At 61.6% G+C, this 20920-nt stretch carries 20 protein-coding genes; 8 read left to right on the forward strand and 12 right to left on the reverse strand.

Features of this window, described 5'->3' with window-relative positions:
* The first annotated feature begins 141 nt into the window (after positions 1–141).
* Together ACZ881_RS05655 and ACZ881_RS05660 are read left to right on the forward strand one after the other, a co-directional pair.
* Positions 142–1338 (forward strand): MFS transporter, encoded by a 1197-nt coding sequence (locus ACZ881_RS05655; RefSeq protein ID WP_476113160.1) that lies wholly within the window; start codon positions 142–144, stop codon positions 1336–1338.
* Positions 1335–1823 carry a cyclophilin-like fold protein gene (locus ACZ881_RS05660; RefSeq protein ID WP_476113162.1) on the forward strand — a complete coding sequence of 163 codons (489 nt, stop codon included), beginning with the start codon at positions 1335–1337 and terminating at the stop codon, positions 1821–1823. The genes ACZ881_RS05655 and ACZ881_RS05660 overlap by 4 nt, the downstream gene beginning before the upstream one ends.
* Before the next feature lie 58 nt (positions 1824–1881).
* Here the strand turns inward: ACZ881_RS05660 and ACZ881_RS05665 are convergent, their stop codons facing one another.
* Positions 1882–2778 (reverse strand): helix-turn-helix transcriptional regulator, encoded by an 897-nt coding sequence (locus ACZ881_RS05665; protein ID WP_429331152.1) that lies wholly within the window; start codon positions 2776–2778, stop codon positions 1882–1884.
* 63 nt (positions 2779–2841) lie between these two features.
* Positions 2842–3717: a universal stress protein gene (locus ACZ881_RS05670; protein WP_476113164.1), complete on the reverse strand. Its 876-nt coding sequence runs from the start codon at positions 3715–3717 to the stop codon at positions 2842–2844.
* Positions 3718–3823: 106 nt separating this feature from the next.
* On the opposite strand from ACZ881_RS05670, the gene ACZ881_RS05675 reads away from it, so the two are divergent.
* Positions 3824–4489 (forward strand): TenA family protein, encoded by a 666-nt coding sequence (locus ACZ881_RS05675; RefSeq protein WP_476113166.1) that lies wholly within the window; start codon positions 3824–3826, stop codon positions 4487–4489.
* On the opposite strand, the gene ACZ881_RS05680 is transcribed toward ACZ881_RS05675, so the two are convergent.
* Entirely contained in the window at positions 4486–5064 is a 579-nt protein-coding gene (locus ACZ881_RS05680; RefSeq protein ID WP_476113168.1) for a dihydrofolate reductase family protein, read from the reverse strand. The two genes, ACZ881_RS05675 and ACZ881_RS05680, sit on opposite strands and share 4 nt — an antisense overlap.
* 257 nt (positions 5065–5321) lie before the next feature.
* Between ACZ881_RS05680 and ACZ881_RS05685 the strand changes: the two genes are divergently transcribed.
* Positions 5322–7949 carry a GH32 C-terminal domain-containing protein gene (locus ACZ881_RS05685; RefSeq protein WP_476113170.1) on the forward strand — a complete coding sequence of 876 codons (2628 nt, stop codon included), beginning with the start codon at positions 5322–5324 and terminating at the stop codon, positions 7947–7949.
* 63 nt (positions 7950–8012) lie between these two features.
* Here ACZ881_RS05685 and ACZ881_RS05690 read toward each other — a convergent pair whose 3' ends face one another.
* Together ACZ881_RS05690 and ACZ881_RS05695 are read right to left on the reverse strand one after the other, a co-directional pair.
* The gene (locus ACZ881_RS05690; protein WP_091464988.1) at positions 8013–8306 is read right to left on the reverse strand and encodes a putative quinol monooxygenase; all 294 of its coding nucleotides are present in this window, start codon (positions 8304–8306) and stop codon (positions 8013–8015) included.
* Between the two features lie 37 nt (positions 8307–8343).
* Entirely contained in the window at positions 8344–9354 is a 1011-nt protein-coding gene (locus ACZ881_RS05695; protein ID WP_091467476.1) for a LacI family DNA-binding transcriptional regulator, read from the reverse strand.
* Positions 9355–9530: 176 nt separating this feature from the next.
* On the opposite strand from ACZ881_RS05695, the gene ACZ881_RS05700 reads away from it, so the two are divergent.
* The 4 genes from ACZ881_RS05700 to ACZ881_RS05715 all read left to right on the forward strand — a co-directional run bounded on the left by ACZ881_RS05700 (position 9531) and on the right by ACZ881_RS05715 (position 13645).
* Entirely contained in the window at positions 9531–10643 is a 1113-nt protein-coding gene (locus ACZ881_RS05700) for a substrate-binding domain-containing protein (RefSeq protein ID WP_178993444.1), read from the forward strand.
* Between the two features lie 88 nt (positions 10644–10731).
* The gene (locus ACZ881_RS05705; RefSeq protein WP_178993445.1) at positions 10732–11778 is read left to right on the forward strand and encodes an ABC transporter permease; all 1047 of its coding nucleotides are present in this window, start codon (positions 10732–10734) and stop codon (positions 11776–11778) included.
* Complete coding sequence (locus tag ACZ881_RS05710) at positions 11775–12569, forward strand: ATP-binding cassette domain-containing protein (protein ID WP_178993446.1); 795 nt, start codon at positions 11775–11777, stop codon at positions 12567–12569. Before ACZ881_RS05705 ends, ACZ881_RS05710 begins: the two co-directional genes overlap by 4 nt.
* 119 nt (positions 12570–12688) lie before the next feature.
* Positions 12689–13645, forward strand: a complete 957-nt coding sequence (locus ACZ881_RS05715; RefSeq protein ID WP_476113174.1) for a carbohydrate kinase family protein — start codon at positions 12689–12691, stop codon at positions 13643–13645.
* 20 nt (positions 13646–13665) lie between these two features.
* On the opposite strand, the gene ACZ881_RS05720 is transcribed toward ACZ881_RS05715, so the two are convergent.
* The 7 genes from ACZ881_RS05720 to ACZ881_RS05750 all read right to left on the reverse strand — a co-directional run bounded on the left by ACZ881_RS05720 (position 13666) and on the right by ACZ881_RS05750 (position 20908).
* A complete protein-coding gene (locus tag ACZ881_RS05720) occupies positions 13666–14355 on the reverse strand; it encodes a hypothetical protein (protein WP_476113176.1) in 690 nt (229 codons plus the stop codon).
* A 147-nt stretch (positions 14356–14502) separates the two neighbouring features.
* On the reverse strand, positions 14503–15738 hold the full coding sequence (locus ACZ881_RS05725; protein ID WP_476113178.1) for an FG-GAP repeat domain-containing protein: 1236 nt from the start codon (positions 15736–15738) through the stop codon (positions 14503–14505).
* A 137-nt stretch (positions 15739–15875) separates the two neighbouring features.
* Positions 15876–16655, reverse strand: coding sequence for an enoyl-CoA hydratase (locus ACZ881_RS05730; RefSeq protein ID WP_476113180.1), 780 nt, complete (start codon positions 16653–16655; stop codon positions 15876–15878).
* 45 nt (positions 16656–16700) lie between these two features.
* Positions 16701–17642: a 3-hydroxyisobutyrate dehydrogenase gene (gene mmsB, locus ACZ881_RS05735; RefSeq protein ID WP_178993449.1), complete on the reverse strand. Its 942-nt coding sequence runs from the start codon at positions 17640–17642 to the stop codon at positions 16701–16703.
* Between the two features lie 11 nt (positions 17643–17653).
* Positions 17654–18715, reverse strand: coding sequence for an enoyl-CoA hydratase/isomerase family protein (locus tag ACZ881_RS05740; protein WP_476113184.1), 1062 nt, complete (start codon positions 18713–18715; stop codon positions 17654–17656).
* Positions 18715–20214: a CoA-acylating methylmalonate-semialdehyde dehydrogenase gene (locus ACZ881_RS05745; RefSeq protein ID WP_091467471.1), complete on the reverse strand. Its 1500-nt coding sequence runs from the start codon at positions 20212–20214 to the stop codon at positions 18715–18717. The genes ACZ881_RS05740 and ACZ881_RS05745 overlap by 1 nt, the downstream gene beginning before the upstream one ends.
* 121 nt (positions 20215–20335) lie before the next feature.
* Positions 20336–20908: a hypothetical protein gene (locus tag ACZ881_RS05750; RefSeq protein ID WP_476113187.1), complete on the reverse strand. Its 573-nt coding sequence runs from the start codon at positions 20906–20908 to the stop codon at positions 20336–20338.
* Positions 20909–20920: the final 12 nt, after the last annotated feature.

The raw sequence follows: 20920 nt of genomic DNA on the forward strand, positions 1-20920 counted from the left end.
AACTCTGGCAGCAGCCACCGACAATATAACGCCAGTGATCACAATGGGGCCCGATGACCCTTTGCCATGCGAGGGAGTCCCTCGGAGGACCTCCCTCAAGCGGGTCTCCCTAACACTCTCTAAACCTGATGTTCTGAAATCATGACCACAACCATTTCCTCCGCCAAGACCCGGCGTTTGCCACTGGTGACCTACGTTCTGGCTGCTGGAGTGTTCCTCATGGGGACTACCGAGTTCATTGTTGCGGGCATACTGCCTGAGATTGCGGGCGATCTTGGGGTGTCCGTGGCAAGTGCCGGCCTCATGATCACGGTCTTTGCGGTGGGCATGATCGTCGGCACGCCCACAATGTCCATCCTGACCCTGAAGCTGCCCCGCCGTCTGACGCTGAGCCTCGCGCTGGTTGTCTTCGCGGTGGGCCACGTGGTTGTTGCCCTTACTTCCGACTTCACGCTGATCCTGGTGGCTCGTTTCGTAACGGCACTGGCGACTGGCGCTTTCTGGGCGGTAGCCGCCGTCGTGGGTGCTAAAGCTGCAGGTGCGGCTTCAGCGTCCCGGGCGCTGGGCGTTGTCTTGGGGGGTGGCATGCTCGCCAACGTGGTCGGTGTGCCGCTGGGGGCCTTCGCAGGCCAGGTGATTGGCTGGCGTGGCCCTTTCTGGGCCCTGGCTGTTCTGGCGCTGGCGGCGGCCATTGTGGTGTACCGGCTGGTTGCGGCCGGGCCGAAATCCGGGCCCACTCCCTCCGTGCGGGCAGAGCTTGCCAGCATGCGCGACGCCAGGGTCTGGCTTGTCCTGGCGGGCTGCGCGATCGTGTGCGGATCATCCTTGGCTGCCTACAGCTTCATCTCTCCGCTGCTTACTGAGAACACGGGTCTGGCCGCTTCCGTGGTTCCGTTGGTTTTGGTGGCCTACGGCGTGGGGGCGTTCATCGGCTCCAATCTTGGAGGTCACTTCGGCGCACACCACCCCTATCCGGCATTGTTCATCTCGGCGGGTATGACGTTCCTGGTGCTGGGTGCCCTTTCCCTGTTCTCCCACTTCGCCGTGATGACAGTGGTCCTGATCTTCTTGCTAGGGCTCTTCGGGATGGCCACCAACCCGATTCTGATCGGCAAAGCCGTTGGTTATGCCGGCCACGCGCCCACCCTTGCGTCGGCGCTCAGCACCTCAGCGTTCAATCTCGGTACGGCCGTGGGATCGTGGATCGCCGGTTACGCCTTGGAGTCCGTGCTTGGAGCCACGGGACCTGTGCTGGTGGGAACAGGCATTGCCGCGCTCTATTTCGCGCCGCTCACAATGTTGGTGCTCAAGGATCGAAAGGAAGATGCCCGGCCATGAAGCGCCGCACTGCAGCAATACTGCTGCTGGCGTTTGCGCTGGTTAGCTGCAGCCCATCTCCCACCGGCGAAGCTACCCCGACGTCGGCCAGTGAGACATCCAGCCCTGCTGCCGGCAGCGTCGTAGGTACCGTAGTCCGCTTCAGCGCTGGCTCGGTATCTCTGGACGTGACCATCGCTGAAGACAACCCCGCTACCCGGGACTTTCTGAGCATGCTGCCACTCACCCTCACCATGGAAGAGTTTGCCGGCCGGGAGAAGATCGCGGACCTGCCCAGGCCCCTCCAATTCGAGGGATCTCCCGGGTCCGACCCTGAGGACGGCGACCTGATCTACTTCGTGCCCTGGGGAAACCTCGGTTTCTACTACAACACTTCGGGGATCGGTTTCTCGGACCAGACCATCCACTTGGGCCGCTACAACGCGACGCCGGACGAGCTTGCGCGCTTCGAGGACCAGGAGGTTCGTGTGGAAGTCAGCCCATGACCGACCGGCATCGACGATAAAGCGTGCGGCAGCACCGCCGTCGTCAGCTGTCCTGCAGTCAGCTGTCCGTCCGTGACTTCTCGGACGCAGGCTGGACGCCCTGTCCGTATTCGCTGGCCGCCCAGGAGGCCAGCAGCTGAAGCCGCTCGGCCGACGGCGACCCGGGTTCCGCTGCGTAGATGGTCAGGGTCAGCCCGGGTTCGGCGGCCATTTCCAAGCCCTCGTACGCGAGTGTCATCTCGCCCACGATCGGATGATTGAACGTTTTGAAACCCGTTCCGTGATGCCGGACGTTGTGCGCACCCCAGCGTGTGCGGAACTCATCGCTGCGGGTGCTCAGTTCACCAATAAGATCGTGCAGTTCCTTGTTGTGCGGGTCGCGTCCGGCCTCGGTGCGAAGGATTGAAACCGTCACCTCCGCAAAGGCGTCCCAATCCGGGTAGAACTCATGCGCGCGATCATCCAGAAACGTGAATCTGGCGATGTTGGGCGCCTGCCCCGGCATGTCGTAGCAGTCCATATAAAACGCCCGGGCCAAGGGGTTCACGGCCAACAGGTCCATGCGACCATTCCGGACAAAAGCGGGTCCGGCCGTGACAGCATCCAGCGCCCACTGCAGGCTCTCATGGGGAACGTACGATTTCGCATTCCGGCGCCGCGGGGGTCTGGCAACAGGACTGGCCGCGTGGGCGAGATCGAACAGATGTGCCCGCTCAGCGTCATCCAGGTTCAGCGCCCTGGCGATGCTCTCCAGTACTTGTGGTGAAGCGCCGCTGATGGCACCCCGCTCCAAGCGGGTGTAATACTCCACGCTCAACCCGGCAAGGGTAGCCACTTCGCTGCGGCGCAGCCCCTTGACCCGCCGGTTGGATCCCGTGGGCAACCCAACCTGCTCCGGGGCCACGTGGGCCCGCCGGGAAATCAGAAATTCGCGTACTTCCGCCCGATTGTCCATGGACTCCACCATAGATCCGGTCCGTCGCCGGAGGGAGTCCCTGCGAGGACCTCCAAATGGCGGCTACGTGGCCTCGGACGTGGCCTTGCGACGCGAAACCAACACGGGACTGTGGGCATGGTGAAGCACGGCGTGCGCCGTGGAGCCTATGGTGCCTTTGATAAGGCCATGGCCTTTGGTCCCCACCACCGTGAGGCGTGCCCCTTGAGAAGTCTTGACCACTGCCCGGGAGAATGAAGCATCAACCAGCAACTCGCCGGCCACTGTGACTCCGGGCGCTTTGTGGCGTGCCCGGCTCAGCACAGCATCAAGCATCGCTTCAGCGTCTGGGTAAGCTTCCACAGGCTCGCGCAACCGTCGGTACCCCTCCGGTTCGTGCAGTACGTGGACGATCATGAGGTCGGCACCCGTTGCTGCCGCGAAAAGACAGGCGTCGTCGAGGGCTGCCGGGGATCCGGAGTCATCAACTGCAAGCAGCACTGGACCCTCCGGGTGGTCATCTGCGCGGATCACTGCCACCGGGCACTCCGCGGTTGCTGCCATCTCCAAGCTCACGGAGCCCACCAGCAAGCCCATGAACCCGCCAAGTCCCCGGCTTCCGAGTACCAACATCTCTGCACCCTCCGAGACGTGGGCCAGATGATCGCGTGGCATCCCATGCAGCAAAGTGGTGTGGACATCCAGCTCGGGGACGGTCTCTTTGGCGAGCGCCATCCCCTCTTCGAGGACTTTTTGGGCGGCCCGTTCCAGTCCGCTATCGGCAACACCAGGAACGGGACCCCTGTTGTGGGACAGCAGGACCCACAAGGAACAGTGCACAACGTGGAGGGAACAGTCCCGCAGGATCGCGTGCTTGGCGGCCCATTGAACGGCGCGGTGTGATTCTTCGGATCCGTCATAGCCAACCACGATCGTCTTCGATGCGCCCTCGTTCGTCATGGCCCGAGCCTACGCTGGCACCGGGACCGGCACCATAGCGTAACGCCGGCCTCCACGGAGCGGTACGCTGCTAGGCTCCGATGCTGACACCTCAGGAGGAAAAACCGTGGGCTTTGCCAATGAACTCAAGAACCAGACTGCCGGGGACTGGGACGCCGCCGTCAACCATCCGTTCGTGGACCAGCTGCTCGACGGGTCACTTTCGGACGAGAACCTGCGCCGCTACCTCGTCCAGGATTACCAGTTCTGCGATGCCTTCACCGCCCTCCTGGGCCAAGCTGTCGCATCGGCACCTTCGCTGCCTTCGCGGCTGGTGTTTGCGCGGGTTCTCGGGGCTTTCGCTTCGGACGAGAACACGTACTTCCAGGATTGCTTCAATGAACTCGACGTCCCGGAGGCGGATCGAACCGCACCCGCGCTGGGATCTGCCACCCGGGATTTCGACAACCTGATGCGCAGCGCCCTCGCAACCCGCTCCTACCCGGAAGTCCTGGCAGTGCTGTTGGTTGCCGAGTGGCTCTACGGAGACTGGGCTGCCCGCGCCGGAGACACCAGTGAATGGCCCGCCCATGCAAAGCATGCCGAGTGGATCCGCCTCCACAACAACCCGGAGTACAACGCATGGGTGACCTGGCTACGCGACGAGTTCGACGCCGTCGAACCTGCCGACGCCGCTGCACGCGAGCGCGTAGCCGCCACCTTCGCTGAAGCGGTGCGGCTGGAGCGCGCGTTCTTCGACGCTGCGCTGATGCCGGCGGACGCTGCGATTTAGCCCCGCTGCCGCACCGTGTAGCTGAGCTCCACCAAACCTTGGTCATAGCTGTTAACGTCCACGAGCTTCAACCGGGCGGGGTCATGTCCGGCCGGGAACACGCCCCTGCCGGAGCCCTGGCCCAGCGGCATCACCACAAGCCGGACTGCGTTCACTTCTCCGGCGGCGAAGAACGTCTGGCCGAGCGACAGGCTTCCCCAGAGAACGATGTCCTTTGCGGACTCCCGTTTGATGCGACGGATGCCCTCGATCGCGTCGCCGGATTCAACGGTCGACGGCGGGAAGTCGCCCCAAGGGGCCTCCTTCAGGTGGCGTGAAAACACGTGGCGTCTCAGGCCATTGAGGGCTGGAGCGATGATCTCGCCCTCGGAGGCGTCCGTAGGCCAGTATTCAGCGAAGTACCTGTACGTATTGGCGCCCAGAACCATCGCTTCCACACTGCCGAGCCATTCGAGTTGGGCACGGTCAAATTCGGCCGTACCCCCGTCCAGCAGTTCGTAGGCTTTGAACTCGTTGTTGGTGTCGGCGGCGTATCCGTCGGCGGTAACGAAATCCTGGACGATCAGCTGTCCCATGAGCGACTCCTCGATCCGATGATGGCCCGCAGGAGCCTACGCCGCCATGAATGAGTCGACAACCCCTCGCTGTTCCCTTTTCGGTGACGAAACCGCATCTGACAACGATGTCCGAGCGGTTCGGGCTTTTGAATCGACCTGCATAAAGCTCGAAAAACCGTTGACTTGTCCGCTGGACTTATCGTAGCTTTTCCCTCGTTGACAACGTTGTCTAGATGGGGTTGGGCACGCGCGATGAAGGGCGAACGAGGAGAACAATGACGAAATCCACTATGAGCAGGATGCGGGCAGCGACGTCTGCGTTGACGCTGGCGGGCCTGACACTTTCGGGCATCATGGCCGGCATGGCACCAGCGTCTGCGGCACCGGAAGTGGGAAGCGAGGACTTTCGACCTGCTTACCACTACACGCCAGCGAAAAACTGGATGAACGACCCCAACGGGATGGTTTTCCATAAAGGCGTCTATCACCTGTTCTATCAACACAATCCCTCCGGCAACACGTGGGGGAACATGTCATGGGGACACGCGACGTCGAAGGACTTGGTGCACTGGCAGGAGCAGCCCCTGGCCCTGTCCACCGACGCGCAGGAAGATGTCTTCTCCGGCAGCATCGTGGTTGATAAGGACAACACCACGGGTTTCGGGACGAAGGAAAACCCCGCGCTGGTGGCCATTTATACCAGCGCCTATAAGGAGCCCTCCCCGCACCGGGGCCTGCAGGCCCAGTCCTTGGCCTACAGCCTGGATGATGGCCAGACTTGGACGAAGTACTCAGGAAATCCTGTGCTGAACCGCAATTCAGCCAATTTCCGGGACCCAAAGGTTTTCTGGTACGACAACCCGTCCGGCGGTGGCTACTGGGTCATGACGGCAGTCGAATCACAGGATCACAAGGTCCTCCTCTACAAGTCCGACAATCTCAAGGACTGGACTGCCCTGAGCGAATTCGGGCCCGCCAACGCGACCGGCGGCCAGTGGGAATGCCCTGATTTGTTCCCGCTCGCCGTGGATGGGGATAAGAACAACATCAAGTGGGTCATGGTGGTCAATATCAATCCCGGCGGAGTCGCGGGAGGCTCGGCTGGACAGTACTTCGTGGGTAACTTCGACGGCACCACCTTCACCTCCGAGACCACCGAACCAGTGGCCGAGGCACCTGCCGGCACTGTTCTGGCAGGCTTCAACGACGGAACCTACAACGGGTGGACCACAAACAACGAACCAGGCAACTGGAAGAACGGTCCTTTCGGTGACGCTCCCGCCTCAGGTTCCCTCCCCGGCCAGAGTCCGGTGACTGGCTTCGGGGGAACAGGACTGATCAACTCATTCAACGACGGCGACTGGCCGATGGGTTCCATGCAGTCACCAACCTTTACCGTGACCGACGACTACCTGAACTTCCTGATCGGCGGCGGCAAGCACCCCCACGTCTCCGACAAACTGGACAACACCCCGCCCCCGGGAGAACTGAAGTTTGATGGCTTCGAGCTTCCCGAAGGCACAACGCTGGCCAGTGCCGGCTGGACCGGGACAGGCGACCTCACCCCCAATTTCCAGCCGGCCACCAGTGGCGGGGACTACTACATTGGCGCTAAGCGAATCAACACATTCGAAACCGGCGCCGTGCCTGGAGATGACCGCCAAGGTACCCTGACCTCCCCCGAATTCCCCATCACAAAGGACTTCATGTCCATGCTGGTTGGGGGCGGCTACCGTACGGCGGACTCCGGCCAGACCCTGGCGGTCCAGCTACTCGTCAACGGCAACGTGGTCCGCTCCCTGGCAGGCGATAACGCGGGGCTGCTGAACTGGAAGGGCTGGGACGTTTCGGAGTTCGCGGGGCAGAACGCACAGCTGCGGATCCTTGACGAAGCAACCGGCGGATGGGGCCACTTGACCCTTGACCACGTCATGCTCACTGACAGTGCCGCTGTTCCCAGGTCCGATGAAGAAACGGTGAACCTGGTCGTCAACGGACAAGTGGTCCGTACCGCCACCGGCAACAACAGTGAAACCTTGGATTGGGCTTCATGGGATGTCAAGGAATTCGTTGGTCAGCAGGCACAGATCAAGGTTGTGGATAACAACCGATTCGGCTGGGGCCACATACTCGCGGATGAGTTCACAGCCAGCTCCACCGCTGCGAAGTCCCGGCTCGAGTCGTATGACTGGCTGGACTACGGACGCGACTACTACGCAGCCGTTTCCTTCTCGAACATGCCTGATAACAAGCGGGTCATGCTCGGCTGGATGAACAACTGGGACTACGCCAACAACATCCCCACCAACCCTTGGCGCAGCGCCATGTCACTGCCCCGAGAGGTGCAGTTGACGCAAACACCCGACGGACCACGGCTTGTCCAAAATGTGGTCAAGCAGGTGGACAAGCTTGCGACAAAGCCCAGCTACGCGGATAAGAAGGGCGGCGCCATCATGGCCGGAACAACCCCGCTGCCCGCGGCTGCTTCAGGCCAGGTCCAGCGCGTGGACATCACCTTCGCACCAGGCACAGCGAAAAAGTCAGGAATCACCGTACTGGGTGACGGAGCCTCTTCCACCGTGATCGGCTACGACTCCACCACCGGGAAGGTGTTCGTTGATCGCACAAACTCGGGAAACACCACTTTCCACCCGACCTTCGCCTCCATTGAGGACGCCCCTGTCACCCTGGACGAAAAGGGCAATGTCACCCTGCGGGTTTATGTAGACCGCTCTTCGGTGGAAGTATTCTCCGGCGACGGTCTCCGGACCATTACAGATCAAGTATTTCCCAACGCCGGAGCGGACATGATGGCGCTCTTCGCGGAAGGTGGGACAGCGCAGCTGAAGTCCCTCACTGTGACCCCTTTGGAAGGATCAATGTTCCTTCCCGGAAAGAAGTAACACACCGCCCGTAGCAAGAACGGCGGCCGGCTTTAGCCGGCCGCCGTTCCTTTGCCTTGACAGCTACATCAGTGGTTGCAGCCAGGTCAAGACTGATCCTTCACCTTCGATGTGTTCGGTAAGTTCCGCGTTGAACTCCCGGCCATAGTCGGCGCCGATGTGCTCCTGGAAGGCTTGCTCGTCCCGGTACACCTCGAAGACGAAGTACTCCCGCGGGTTGGTTTCACGCGTGTAGGGCAAGAACATCACGTTCCCCGGTTCGTTACGGACGTGTCCCGCAAGGGTTGCCATCATTTCCGCAACGCGGGCTTCACTGCCTTCCTTAACGGTGAACTCTGCATACAGTGTTTTGGTCATGGGCTGTCCTTTGCTCGGTTGAATTCGGATTGTTCTGCTATTTGCCCGAGTCAGCTTGGGGTCGGATTTCACCGGAACCCCGCTGTATCAGTTCCGTTGGGATGACATACGTTCGGGCGGGGCTCTCGTCGCCGTCGATCCTCGCGAGGATCCGTTCAGCCGCAAGCTTGCCGATGCGTTCAGGATGCTGGGCGATCACAGTGATCCCGGGGTCCATCATGTCGGCCAGGGTGAAATCATCAAATCCGATGAGAGCAACCTCGTGGTGCAGCCCAAGGGCTTTCAGCGCCCGCATGGCGCCAAACGTCACCAAGTTTTGACTGGAGAAAATCGCCGTCGGCGGGTTCTCTGAGGTGAGCAGTTCGTGAGCCGCCCGAAATGCGGTTTCTTCATCATGCAGATTCTCACGAACGGCGACGCCGGAGGTGGAAATGCCCGCTCGTCCGACGGCGTCCAGGAATCCTGTCCGACGCCTCCCCGCGGTCTGAATATCCGTTCGGTCGCCAAGGTAAGCCAGCCGGGTATGTCCATGCTGGATGAGATGGGCCGCCGCCTTCGCCGCGCCAAGTTCATTGTCAGTGACTACCGCGTCAGCCTCAATGCCCGCGGGCTCACGGTCAATGAATACCAGCGGCAGATCGCGGGAGTGCTCCGGGATCATGTACGCCTGGCTCTTGGCGATGGTAGTCAGCACAAGCCCGTCGACCCGGCGTCCCAGGAAGGCTGAAATAAGCTTCTTCTCCCGGTCAGGATCGTCATCCAGGCTGGCAGCGAAGACGGCAATTCCGCGCACAGCCAAGGCGTCTTCCATGGCCCTGTGGATCTCGCCACTGAACGGGTTGGACACGCTCGGGAGCAGCAGGCCGATGGACTGGGTCTTGCGTCCGGAGCGCTTCAGGCTGCCCGCTGTGATGTCCAGTTGGTACTGCAGCTGTTCCGTCGCCCGCACAACCCGTTGGCGGGTCGCCTCGGAGACCCCCGGCTCATCATTGACTACCCGAGAGACTGTTTTGATCCCAACCCCCGCGAGATCGGCCACATTCTTCATCGTCGGGCGCTTGCGTCCGGAGTCGGACTGGTAACGATTAGACATCGTTGTCAACTTGCTGCTCCTCAACTCGATTTAATACTTGACTCTATCGTGTGAGCTTGCTTACATGTTACCTGACAACGTTGTCAGTCGCAGAAAATGCGCCGCCAACAGCCACAAAAACAGGAGTTTCAATGTTGAGTTCCAAAGTTACGCGGTCCGCCCGGACCCGCCTTCTCGCCGCCGGTGCAGTCCTGACCCTCGGCGCACTTAGCCTGACAGCCTGCGGAGGCAGCTCCACCCCTTCATCCAGCGGCGGCGCAGATGAGAAGATCGGTGTTTCGCTGATCGTAAAGACCACATCCAACCCATTCTTCGTGGCCATGCAGGACGGCGCCAAGAAGGCCGCCGAGACGGACGGCGTCGACCTTAAGCTCGCGGCCGGAAAGGCCGACGGCGACGAGGACACCCAGATCCAGGCCATTGAGAACGCAATCTCCAAGGGCGACAAGGGCATTCTGATCACTCCCAACGGCCCCTCAGTGGTGGACGCCCTGAAGAAGGCCAAGGATGCGGGGCTGTTCGTCATTGCACTGGACACGCCGCCGGACCCGGCCGACGCCGCTGACATCACGTTCGCCACGGACAACTTCAATGCCGGAGAGCTCATCGGCAAGTGGACCGCTCAGCAACTGGCGGGCAAGAAGGCCGTCATCGCCCTCATTGACCTCTTTGACGACAAGGTTGTCTCGGTGGACTACAACCGCGATCAGGGCTTCCTGACCGGCCTGGGCATAGACACCGCGGATAAGAAGAAGAACGGCGACGAAGCCAAGACGGGAACGTACACCGGCGGCAAGGGCGGCGACTACGAAATCGTCGGCAGCCAGGCTTCTCAGGGCGCCGAAGACGGTGGACGTACTGCCATGGAGACCTTGCTGGCCAAGAACCCCAATGTCAACGTTGTCTACACGATCAATGAGCCCGCTGCCGCAGGTGCCTTCGAGGCTTTGAAGTCCGCCGGCAAGGAAAAAGATGTTCTGATCGTCTCCGTTGACGGCGGCTGCACAGGCGTGAACAACGTCAAGTCCGGCGTGATTGGTGCAACGGCACAGCAGTACCCGGTCAAAATGGCCGAGATGGGCGTAAAGGCCATTGTTGACTTGGCAAAGACCGGCAAAAAGCCTGCCAACTCTGAGGGCCTGGACTTCTTCAACACCGGTGTGGAACTCGTCACCGACAAGCCCGCCGATGGCGTGAAGAGCATCACCACTACTGAGGCATCCCAGGTCTGCTGGGGCAAGTAGAACCTCACAGAACGCGGGGAGACGATCCAAGTAGCGTCTCCCCGCGTACCAGCAGATACAGAACATGGAAGTTCAGGAGCAACCTAAAGTGACCCAGCAACAGACCGCCGGCCCTCCGAGCGCCGGGCATGCTGATTTGGCCGAGGAATTCCTCGACCGCCAGACCCCCCTCAGCAGAATCCGCAACATCCTTCATCGATACCCAGCCCTCAGCCCGGCCATTGTTCTCCTGATCGCCGTAGTGGTCTTTGGGCTCCTCAACGACCGTTTCCTGCGCGTTGAGAACCTGTCCTTGATTACTCAGCAGGTTGCCGTGGTGGGTACCCTGGCGATCGCCCAGACGCTGATCATCCTGACCGCCGGAATTGACCTCTCGGTAGGCGCGGTCATGATCCTGTCCTCAATGGTGATCGCCCAGCTCGCAGTCAGCAACGGCATTCCAGGGCCCATTGCGCTGCTGGCCGGTCTCGCGGTCGGACTGGGATCCGGTGCTCTAAACGGCTTCCTTGTGACAAGGTTCCGCCTCCCCCCGTTCATCGTCACGCTGGGAACCTTGAACATTTTCATCGCCTTGACGCTGCTTTATTCTGGCGGTAGCACCGTGCGTGGCTCCGCGATGCCGGACATGCTCACCTGGCTGGGAAGCACATTCCCAATCGGACCCGTCCGGATCTCCACCGGCGTCGTCATGATGCTCCTCCTCTACGTGGCCGTGGCCTTCATTCTGGGCAAGACCGCCTGGGGCCGGCACGTCTACGCCGTCGGCGATGACAAGGAAGCAGCCCGCCTGGCCGGCATTCCCGTCAACCGGGTCCTGATGAGCGTCTACCTTGCCGCGGGTGCGGTTCTCGCCATGGGCGCGTGGATCCAGATCGGGCGTACCAACGCCGCCAGCCCTAATGCCGGCGTCGACCTGAACCTGGACTCCATCACCGCCGTCGTGATTGGCGGCACCAGCCTCTTCGGCGGCCGCGGCTCGATCTGGGGTTCGCTGCTCGGAGCGCTGATCGTTGGTGTCTTCCGCAACGGCCTGTCCCTCGCCGGCCTGGACGTGCTTTATCAGACACTCGCCGTGGGCATCTTGATCATCATCGCCGTGTCCGTCGATCAATGGATCCGAAAGGTCAAGTCATGACCACCACAGAATTTGAAGCCCCCCGCACCGAAACACGCGAGCCCATCCTCAAAGCCAGGAACCTCGTCAAGACCTTCGGCCGGGTCGTCGGTCTCGACGGCGTCAGCCTGGACCTCTACCCCGGCGAAGTCCTGGCAATTATCGGCGACAACGGCGCAGGTAAGTCCACACTCATCAAATGCCTCACCGGCGCCGAAGTTCCGGATACCGGCGAACTGTTCGTATCCGGACAGCAGGTGCACTTCAAACGGCCACAGGACGCCCGCGTCCACGGCATCGAAACCGTGTACCAGAACCTTGCCGTTTCGCCGGCCCTCGATGTCGCCTCGAACCTGTTCCTCGGCCGGGAAGAACGTCTCCCCGGACCGTTGGGGAGCCTGTTTCGGATACTCGACACCAAGGGCATGCGCAAGAAGGCCAAGGAAGAATTGACCCGACTGGGCATCTCCACCCTGCAGGACGTCACCGTGCCGGTCGAAAATCTCTCCGGCGGCCAGCGTCAAGCTGTCGCTGTGGCCCGCGCAGCGGCCTTCGGATCCAAGGTGGTGGTTCTCGACGAACCGACAGCCGCTTTGGGCGTACGTGAATCCAACCAGGTGCTCCAGCTGGTCCGTGACCTCCGCGACCGAGGCCTGCCGGTGATCTTGATCAGTCACAACATGCCTCACGTGTTCGACGTTGCAGACCGCATACACATTCAGCGCCTGGGCAAATGCGCGGCGACCATCACCCCGCAATCCCACACGATGACCGACGCTGTCGCCATCATGACAGGTGCGGCCAAAGCCTAACGGGCACGCCGGACCTTCCGTCCATTCGGAACCCCCATCTCCGTCCGCGGACCTGCCAACAGGTCCGCGGACGGACCCATACCTCCGCCGTACCACCGGTGACCGACGAAAGAACCGAGATGCACAACCTTCACCCGGACGCCTCCGCCCAAAACCAACTGGACGTTCTCGTCATCGGCGAAGCCCTGGTCGACATTGTGAATACCCGACAAGGGACCATCAGCTACCCTGGCGGTTCCCCCGCGAATGTCGCCTACGGCCTGGGGCGCCTCGGTACGCGGACCGGGCTGCTCACCGCGATCGGCAAGGACGACCACGGAGCCGCCATCACCGCCCACCTCCAAAGCGCAGGCGTTCAGTTACTCCCCGGGTCAAAGTCCCTCAACCGCACCGCAACCGCTACCGCCACACTCGCAACGGACGGTTCGGCCAGCTACGAGTTCGACATCCTCTGGGAACTTGCCCCCGTAGCACCGGCAATGATCCCGAAAGTCGTCCATACCGGATCCATCGCCACGTTCCTGGCCCCGGGAGCCGCTACCGTGCGCACCCTCCTCGAACAATGCCACGACTCCTGCCTCATCACCTACGACCCCAACATCCGCCCGGCCCTCCTTGGTAGCCACGCCGAAGCAAAGAAGATCTTCGAGGACCTGCTCCCCCTTACAGACGTGGTCAAACTCAGCGACGAAGACGCTCAGTGGCTGTATCCCACGTCCTCGCCGGACGACGTAGCATCCCGGCTGCTCAAACAGGGGGCTCGGCTTGCCGTTATCACCCGAGGCGCTGAAGGCGCGCTACTTGCCACATCCGGGACACGCCTGAACATCCCATCATTGAAGACCGCCGTTGCAGACACCATCGGCGCCGGTGATTCATACATGAGCGCCCTGATCTTTGAGCTGTTGACCAGAGCCGAAAAGGCGTTTGCACCAACAGCCCTCGAGATCATCGGACAGACCGCAGCCGCGGCCGCAGCCATCACCGTTAGTCGGCCCGGTGCCAACCCTCCCACCTCCGAGGAACTTCAAATGCGGCTGGACGGACTCAAGCAGGCGCCGCTCGCCGCTGTGTAGTCCATTCACCCCCTCCGGCCTCAAGACGCGTTGATGGTGATGCTTTTACTGATCTCGGGCAGGGTGGATTTGAGGGTGTCGAGTGTGGGGCAGAGCGCTTCGACCTTGAGTGTGACCGCCGGCTTACTAAAGGTCCGTACCGCGGTATAGCCATAGGCGTCACCTGATGTGTAGGTCAGCGACAGCATATCCACCTCACGATTGCCCGCCATGCCGTAGCCTAACGTCGCGTCCTTGGCTTTTGCGGCGAGGTCTGTCTTGCCGGGGATGAGGATGGCGAGGACCTTCAAGGTGGACGCCCTGTCGTCGCCGGGCACTAGTTCGGAGGGTTGGTTGCGCACCTGGATCGTTCGCACCTTGCATTGCGTGTTTTCCGAGGTGAAGGTCATTACCCCGTCTGTCGCCATACGGCTGTAGTCGCCCTGCCACCCAGCGGCGGGATCTGTCAGGGAGCTGGCGATATCCGGAGTGTGTCCACCGTTTTCATCGCCCAGAATCCTGTTGCCGTTGTCCCAGGAAAGATCTTCCGTGGCCGCGTCGAGCCTCCCGCTGAGGCTTGGGTTCTGCGACGCGGTAGGGCTTGCCTCAGCAGTGGCGGAAACGTCGACGGGGGCCGGTGCCCCGACCGCGCAGCCTCCCAGCACCGCGATGGCAAGAACGGACGGGAACAACGTAAGGAAGAGCACGCGGGATGGGTTCAGGGTCTTCATGACGATCCTTTGATGTGCGGGGTACGTGCGGAGGCGAGCCGGCTAACTTCAAGTCAATATATCTACCAACTTGATTAACCTACCAGTCGGCATCTGGTGCCTGCCATGCGTACCCGCAAATTATGGCGCCTGAATTCAGGCCAAGAATCAGATGAGGGCGTTGAAGATGTCCCAGCCGTTGCCGATGTAATGTCCGCCGTAGAGTCCTCGTTCCGGTAACCCGTAGTAATGGCGAAGGTACCCGTCCTTGTCCACTGCGGTTATGTCATTTCTGGCTTCGAGGACGGAGGCATATCTGTTTCCTGTTCTAGAGTTCATGCTGTCTTTGAAGAACATGCCGGCGCCGATGATTTCGGTCATGACTTCCCATCCGGAGCCCATCACGGCTGGGGATTTCCAGCCACCGTGCCCGTCGCTTGGGTAGTGATGCAAGACTCCGCTACGGTCGCGCGCGAAGATATCCATCGCGCCGTCACCATCGGTGTCACCCGACGCGATGATTTTGTCGAACACCTGCCAGCCCATACCAACCAGTTGAGGCGTGAGCCAACCCCCGTCACCATCACCGGGATAGAGGAACAGGCCTCCCACGCTGTCCCGTGCCAGGACATCGTTGTTCCCGTCGCCGTCGAAATCTCCGGCACCAACGATGGAATCAAAAATGCTCCAGCCTGAGCCGACTTGTACTGTAGGCAGCCAGCCTCCGTCACCGTTACCCGGGTACAGGAACAGATTTCCCGCGCCATCCCGGGCAAGGACGTCGTTGAACCCGTCCCCGTCGAAATCACCGGCGGAGAAAACGATATTGAAGATGTTCCAGCCCGTGCCGACAACCCTCGGCACATCCCACGAGGAAGGGTAATAGCGAACTCTGATTGACATTCCAATGTCCTTCCAGTCGGACTCATAAGTCCGCGGGTACAGGACCAGTTCGCCGCTGTCAGTGCGGCCCAGAAGCTCAAAGTTTCCACGACCCGTCCAGCCCATCGCCCGGTTAGACGCGGCAATAGGAGGGGTCGCTGGGCTGTGGAAGACCTCCGATTCAGAGCACACGCCGTGAACATTGAAGGAGATACGGTTACCCCGGTCCTCGGTGGTGAGCTTCAGAATCTCCCCTTGCCGTTCGGCCGGCAAGGGAACACCATTGCTAAGCCATTCCAAGACCAGGCCCTGAGGGGCTTCCTCTGTCTCAGGGCAGTCAATCAGGTCGGTCCTGGTGAGCCCCATGGTCAGGTCTGAGCCGACGACGGGCATTCCGTGCATTGCAGGCACCCACTCCTCAGACTCGGCCTGCGCGGCTGGAGCCACGCTAACCAGCGTTGAACCCGCCAACAACGCGGCAAGAGCCGCCGATTTCACCGCAAACGCACGAAAGTTTCCCATGGTCCCCCCAAGTCCTGCCCCAACAGAAATTTGTGCCGAGCCCAATGCTGAGAGATTATTCGGCTAGCGGCTGGTTACAGTGTGCGGGCGAACCGTCGGCAGGGCAATGGGTAAAGGCAAACGCTCCAGAGGCGGCCCTACCTGTGCTTGAACTCCGGTTGGCGCTTCTCGCTGAACGCGGCCATGCCTTCCTTCTGGTCCTCGGTGGCGAAGAGTGAGTGGAACACGCGGCGCTCAAACAGAACACCCTGCGCCAGGCCCATCTCGAAGGCTGCGTTCACGGCTTCCTTGGCCACCATCGCCGCGGGCTTGGACTTGGATGCGATGACTTCGGCTGCCTTGAGTGCTTCGTCGATCACCTCGGCTGCAGGGACCACCCGCGAGACCAGACCGGAGCGTTCGGCTTCGTCGGCGTCCATGAACCGGCCAGTCAGCACCATGTCCATGGCTTTGGCTTTGCCCACGGCCCGGGTCAACCGCTGCGAGCCACCCATTCCCGGGACAACGCCAAGGTTGATCTCAGGCTGGCCGAACTTGGCGTTGTCCCCCGCGATGATGAAGTCGGCCATCATGGCCAGTTCGCAGCCACCACCCAAGGCAAAACCGGACACGGCAGCAACAACAGGGATACGCAGGCGTGTGAGATCCTCCCAACGCCGGAACCAGTCCGCCGCATACATTTCCATATAGCTGTTGGAGGACATTTCCTTGATGTCGGCACCGGCAGCAAAGGCCTTGGCGGATCCCGTGATCACCACGGCGCCAACGTCGGGATCAGTGTCCATGGCCGTCACTGCGTCCACGAGTTCGTTCATGAGGGCGGTATTCAACGCATTCAACGCCTCCGGCCGGTTCAGCGTCACCAAGCCAACCCGTCCCCGACGTTCAACCACAATGTTCTTGTACTGCTCAGTCATGCTCTCCCTCTCCGCCAAGCTCGTCATAAGTTAAGTTCCAACCTCTCACACGGACTTGTCGCGGATTTCCGTGATGATGCCCGAGAAATCCCTCCCAGCGCCTTCACCCGCGGCAAAGGCGTCGTAGATCCGTGAGGCCAAAGGACCCATTTCCGCTGCAACGCCCGTGCTTTCCAACGCATTCACTGCCAGGCGCAGGTCCTTGGCCATCAACGCGCCGGCAAAGCCAGGCTGATAGTCGCGGTTAGCGGGGCTTGTGGGAACCGGCCCGGGAACAGGACAGTTGGTGGTTAGTGCCCAGCACTGGCCGGACGCGTTGGAGGCGACGTCGAATAATGCCTGGTGCGTGAGCCCGAGCTTCTCGCCGAGCACGAATGCTTCGGCAACGGCGATCATGGACACCCCCAGGATCATGTTGTTGCAGACCTTGGCAGCTTGCCCTGCACCGTGATCTCCGCAGTGGACGATCCTCTTACCCATGAGCTCCAAAATGGGCTTCACGGTCTCAAAGTCCTCCGGCAAAGCGCCCACCATGAAGGTCAAGGTGCCGGCTTCGGCCCCCACCACGCCACCTGAAACAGGGGCGTCCACTGAACGGTGACCGGCTTCCAGCGCGATCACAGCGGCCTCACGGGCTTCATCAACGTTGATGGTGGAACAGTCCAGGAACAAAGTGTTTGGCTTCGCAAGGGAAAGCAGCCCCGGCCCGTCCACACCACGGTAGGCATCCAGCACATGCTTACCGCTGGGCAACATGGTCAAAACGACAGCCGCTTCCGCAGCAGCCTCATGAGCCGTTGATGCCATGGGAATTCCGTGCGCCCGGGCTGCGTCGACGGCCGCCGGAACGGGGTCGTAGCCAATCACATCGTGCCCGGCTTTGATCAGGTTGGCCGCCATGGGACCACCCATATGACCCAGGCCCAGGAAAGCGATGAGTCCCGTTGCCGGGGCTTGGATATCTGACATAGCTGCGTTCTCTGTCATGATGGTCTCCTTCAATTCGACTGGACTCGACTGGCTGAAAGCCCCAGCTCCCGTTCGCCGAGCGGCGCAAAGTAGCCCTCGACGTCGGACTCCCGGACTTCGGCGAGAGTCGGCGGCTTCCACTGCGGGTTGCGGTCCTTGTCCACCACCTGCGCGCGGATGCCCTCCCTGAAATCGGGTCCGGCCAGGCAGCGCAGGCCCACTCGGTATTCCTGATCCAACGCCTCCTCCAAAGAGAGTCCACGGACCCGCCGCAGCGACTCAAGCGCCACCTTTACCGACGTCGGCGATTTGGCCTCAATCGTGTCAGCGGCAGCTACGGCCTCGTCGCCCAAAGCGCGCATGCCCCGGACGATCTCTTCCGCATCCTCATGGGCGTAAGCGGCATCGATCCACTCCCTCTGCGCCGCCAATGCTGACTCCGGCCCGGCTTGGGCAAAACGCTCGACGGCGGCCTCCGCTGTCGAGCTTTCCAACGCTTCCGCCAGCGCGGGCAGCTCGGCCGATGGTACGAAGTGATCCGCAAGCCCCAGGAACAGTGCGTCCGCGCCGGACAAGTGCGCCCCCGTCAAAGCGGCGTGCGTTCCTGCCTCCCCCGGCGAACGTGAAAGCAGGAGGGTCCCGCCGACGTCGGGCACGAATCCAATGGTGGTTTCGGGCATGCCGGTGCGCGTCCGCTCGGTGACCACGCGAACCGAGCCGTGCGCAGAGATGCCCACGCCGCCACCCAGGACGAGCCCGTCCATGAATGCGACGTACGGTTTGGGATAATGAGCGATGAGCGCGTTGAGACGGTATTCGTCAGCCCAGAAGTCGGCTGTCGCGGTGCCACCGTGCAGCATGTCCTTGTAGATGGCCACGATGTCGCCGCCGGCGCACAGCCCGCGGTCGCCCGCTCCGCGCACCAGGACAGTGGCGACGGCGTCATCGTCAGCCCATGCGGTCAGCTGCCGGAGCATGGCTTTCACCATTCCATCGTTCAGCGCATTGACTGCCTTCGGGCGGTTGAGGGTCACGATGCCGAGGTGGCCGCGACGCTCAAAGAGAACGTCTTCGGTTTCCAAAGCCCCCATCAGCTGCCTGCCGGCATGATGAAGCTGGCGCCTTGGCGGATGCCGGAAGGCCACCGCGACGTCACGGTTTTGGTCTTGGTGTAGAAGCGGAATGCGTCTGCGCCATGCTGGTTGAGATCGCCGAAACCGGACGCCTTCCAGCCGCCGAACGTGTAGTACGCGATCGGCACTGGGATGGGCACGTTGATGCCCACCATGCCTACCTCTACCCGGCTGGCAAAGTCGCGGGCAGAGTCGCCGTCGCGCGTGAAAATGGCGACGCCGTTGCCGAACTCGTGCTCGCTGCAGAGCCTGAGCGCTTCGTCGTAGTCAGCCGCGCGCAGCACGCTGAGGACGGGACCGAAGATCTCTTCCTTGTAGATCTTCATGTCCTTGGTGACGTTGTCGAAGAGCGTTGGGCCCACCCAGAAGCCGCCGTCGTAGCCGTCCACGGTGAGGCCTCGACCATCGGTGACCAGTGTTGCTCCTTCGTCCACGCCGGATTGGATGTAGCCTTCGATCCTTTCCTTGGCAGAAGCGGCCACCACGGGACCGAAGTCCGAGTCCTTGTCCAGGCTGTGTCCCACCTTCAGGTCCTTCACACGCTCAGTCAGCTTGGCCACCAAAGCGTCGGCGGTTTCCTGGCCAACGGGCACGGCAACGGAGATCGCCATGCAGCGTTCGCCGGCGGAACCGTACCCGGCACCAATCAGGGCGTCGGCAGCCATGTCCAGATCGGCGTCGGGCATGATCACCATGTGGTTCTTCGCCCCGCCGAAGCACTGCGCGCGCTTGCCGTGCGCAGCTGCGGTGGCGTAGATGTATTGGGCAATGGGGGTGGATCCCACAAAGCCGATGGCCTTCACCCGCGGATCTTCGAGCAGCGCGTCCACGGCTTCCTTGTCCCCGTTGATCACGTTGAAGACGCCGTTCGGCACGCCGGCTTCGCTGTACAGCTCGGCGAGGCGCAGCGGCACGGAGGGGTCCCGTTCGGACGGTTTAAGGATGAAGGCGTTGCCGGCTGCGAGCGCCGGGCCGGACTTCCACAGCGGGATCATGGCCGGGAAGTTGAAGGGCGTAATGCCCGCGACGACGCCGAGCGGCTGGCGGAGCGAATGGACGTCTATCCCCTGGCCGGCGTTGTCCGAGAATTCACCCTTCAGCAGATGCGGTGCCCCGGCGGAGAACTCAACGACCTCGATGCCGCGCTGGATGTCGCCCTTGGCATCGGCGAAAGTCTTGCCGTGTTCGGAGGACAGTAGCTTTGCGAGTTCGTCCATGTTCTGGTTGACCAGGTCCACGAACTTGAGCAGGATGCGCCCCCGGCGTTGCGGGTTCATTGCCGCCCATTCGAGCTGACCCTTTTCGGCATTTGCGACGGCGTTGCGAACCTCGTCCGCGCTGGCCAGCGGAAGCCGCGCCTGGACTTCGCCCGTGCAGGGATCGTAGACATCACTGAACCGACCGGACGTGCCTTCGATCCTCTGGCCGTCTACGTAGTGGGAAAGCTCGCGCACCATGGTGGAATGCTCCTTTGCATCGTGAATGACTGCCGTGCCGCCGGGTGCTGGGACCGTTGCGGAACACGTGACCAACTGTGATCCAGGTCATCTCTGAATCCGAATATACTCGGACTTCCTACTAATTTCCAGAGGGGTATTTTTCTGCCCCGGGGCTCCCACCCACCACGTCCGTGCGGGCAGGCCAGCGGCCGGTCACCTTGTGGAAATCGATCGCCGTCATGAGGGGTGTCACGTCGAAGGTGCGGATATTCAGGCTGAGCTTCGCTCCATTGACCGACTTGACCGTCAGGATCGGCTGCCCTTTCATCACTTGGACCCGGTAGTGCGCAATGTCGCTGTAGGGAACTATATGTTCCTTGCCGAGCACGGTACGGAAGGCAACCTCATGGGCCCGCGGAGCCACGTACCAGTTGCGGTACATCAGCACGAAAGCCAGGCCGCCCAGGAGGATGGCAACCGCAGTGATGCGGGCACCCAAGGGAGAAGGAGCATAGGCGAACGAGACCAAGCTCATGAGGAGGCCGAAAACAAAGAACAGCCAGCCGATGAAGGGCACCACTTTGGGCAGGCGCACCTGTTCCGGATACTCCTTGGACCTGTTGGGGTGCTTCCGGGCCCACCAGGCACCCACAGCAAGGAGCACTGCAACGAGTGCCCCGATGACGAGCTTAAGGATGAGTTCGGTTGACATGCCCCCAGCCTA

The sequence above is a fragment of the Paenarthrobacter sp. TE3676 genome (genome assembly GCF_056279165.1).

Bases quoted from the DNA above. Each gene is read 5' to 3' on its own strand.
- ACZ881_RS05655 (WP_476113160.1), top strand. From the start codon at position 142: ATGACCACAACCATTTCCTCCGCCAAGACCCGGCGTTTGCCACTGGTG.
- ACZ881_RS05660 (WP_476113162.1), top strand. From the start codon at position 1,335: ATGAAGCGCCGCACTGCAGCAATACTGCTGCTGGCGTTTGCGCTGGTT.
- ACZ881_RS05665 (WP_429331152.1), bottom strand. From the start codon at position 2,778: ATGGACAATCGGGCGGAAGTACGCGAATTTCTGATTTCCCGGCGGGCC.
- ACZ881_RS05670 (WP_476113164.1), bottom strand. From the start codon at position 3,717: ATGACGAACGAGGGCGCATCGAAGACGATCGTGGTTGGCTATGACGGA.
- ACZ881_RS05680 (WP_476113168.1), bottom strand. From the start codon at position 5,064: ATGGGACAGCTGATCGTCCAGGATTTCGTTACCGCCGACGGATACGCC.
- ACZ881_RS05685 (WP_476113170.1), top strand. From the start codon at position 5,322: ATGACGAAATCCACTATGAGCAGGATGCGGGCAGCGACGTCTGCGTTG.
- ACZ881_RS05690 (WP_091464988.1), bottom strand. From the start codon at position 8,306: ATGACCAAAACACTGTATGCAGAGTTCACCGTTAAGGAAGGCAGTGAA.
- ACZ881_RS05695 (WP_091467476.1), bottom strand. From the start codon at position 9,354: ATGAAGAATGTGGCCGATCTCGCGGGGGTTGGGATCAAAACAGTCTCT.
- ACZ881_RS05700 (WP_178993444.1), top strand. From the start codon at position 9,531: ATGTTGAGTTCCAAAGTTACGCGGTCCGCCCGGACCCGCCTTCTCGCC.
- ACZ881_RS05710 (WP_178993446.1), top strand. From the start codon at position 11,775: ATGACCACCACAGAATTTGAAGCCCCCCGCACCGAAACACGCGAGCCC.
- ACZ881_RS05715 (WP_476113174.1), top strand. From the start codon at position 12,689: ATGCACAACCTTCACCCGGACGCCTCCGCCCAAAACCAACTGGACGTT.
- ACZ881_RS05720 (WP_476113176.1), bottom strand. From the start codon at position 14,355: ATGAAGACCCTGAACCCATCCCGCGTGCTCTTCCTTACGTTGTTCCCG.
- ACZ881_RS05725 (WP_476113178.1), bottom strand. From the start codon at position 15,738: ATGGGAAACTTTCGTGCGTTTGCGGTGAAATCGGCGGCTCTTGCCGCG.
- ACZ881_RS05730 (WP_476113180.1), bottom strand. From the start codon at position 16,655: ATGACTGAGCAGTACAAGAACATTGTGGTTGAACGTCGGGGACGGGTT.
- mmsB (WP_178993449.1), bottom strand. From the start codon at position 17,642: ATGACAGAGAACGCAGCTATGTCAGATATCCAAGCCCCGGCAACGGGA.
- ACZ881_RS05740 (WP_476113184.1), bottom strand. From the start codon at position 18,715: ATGGGGGCTTTGGAAACCGAAGACGTTCTCTTTGAGCGTCGCGGCCAC.
- ACZ881_RS05745 (WP_091467471.1), bottom strand. From the start codon at position 20,214: ATGGTGCGCGAGCTTTCCCACTACGTAGACGGCCAGAGGATCGAAGGC.
- ACZ881_RS05750 (WP_476113187.1), bottom strand. From the start codon at position 20,908: ATGTCAACCGAACTCATCCTTAAGCTCGTCATCGGGGCACTCGTTGCA.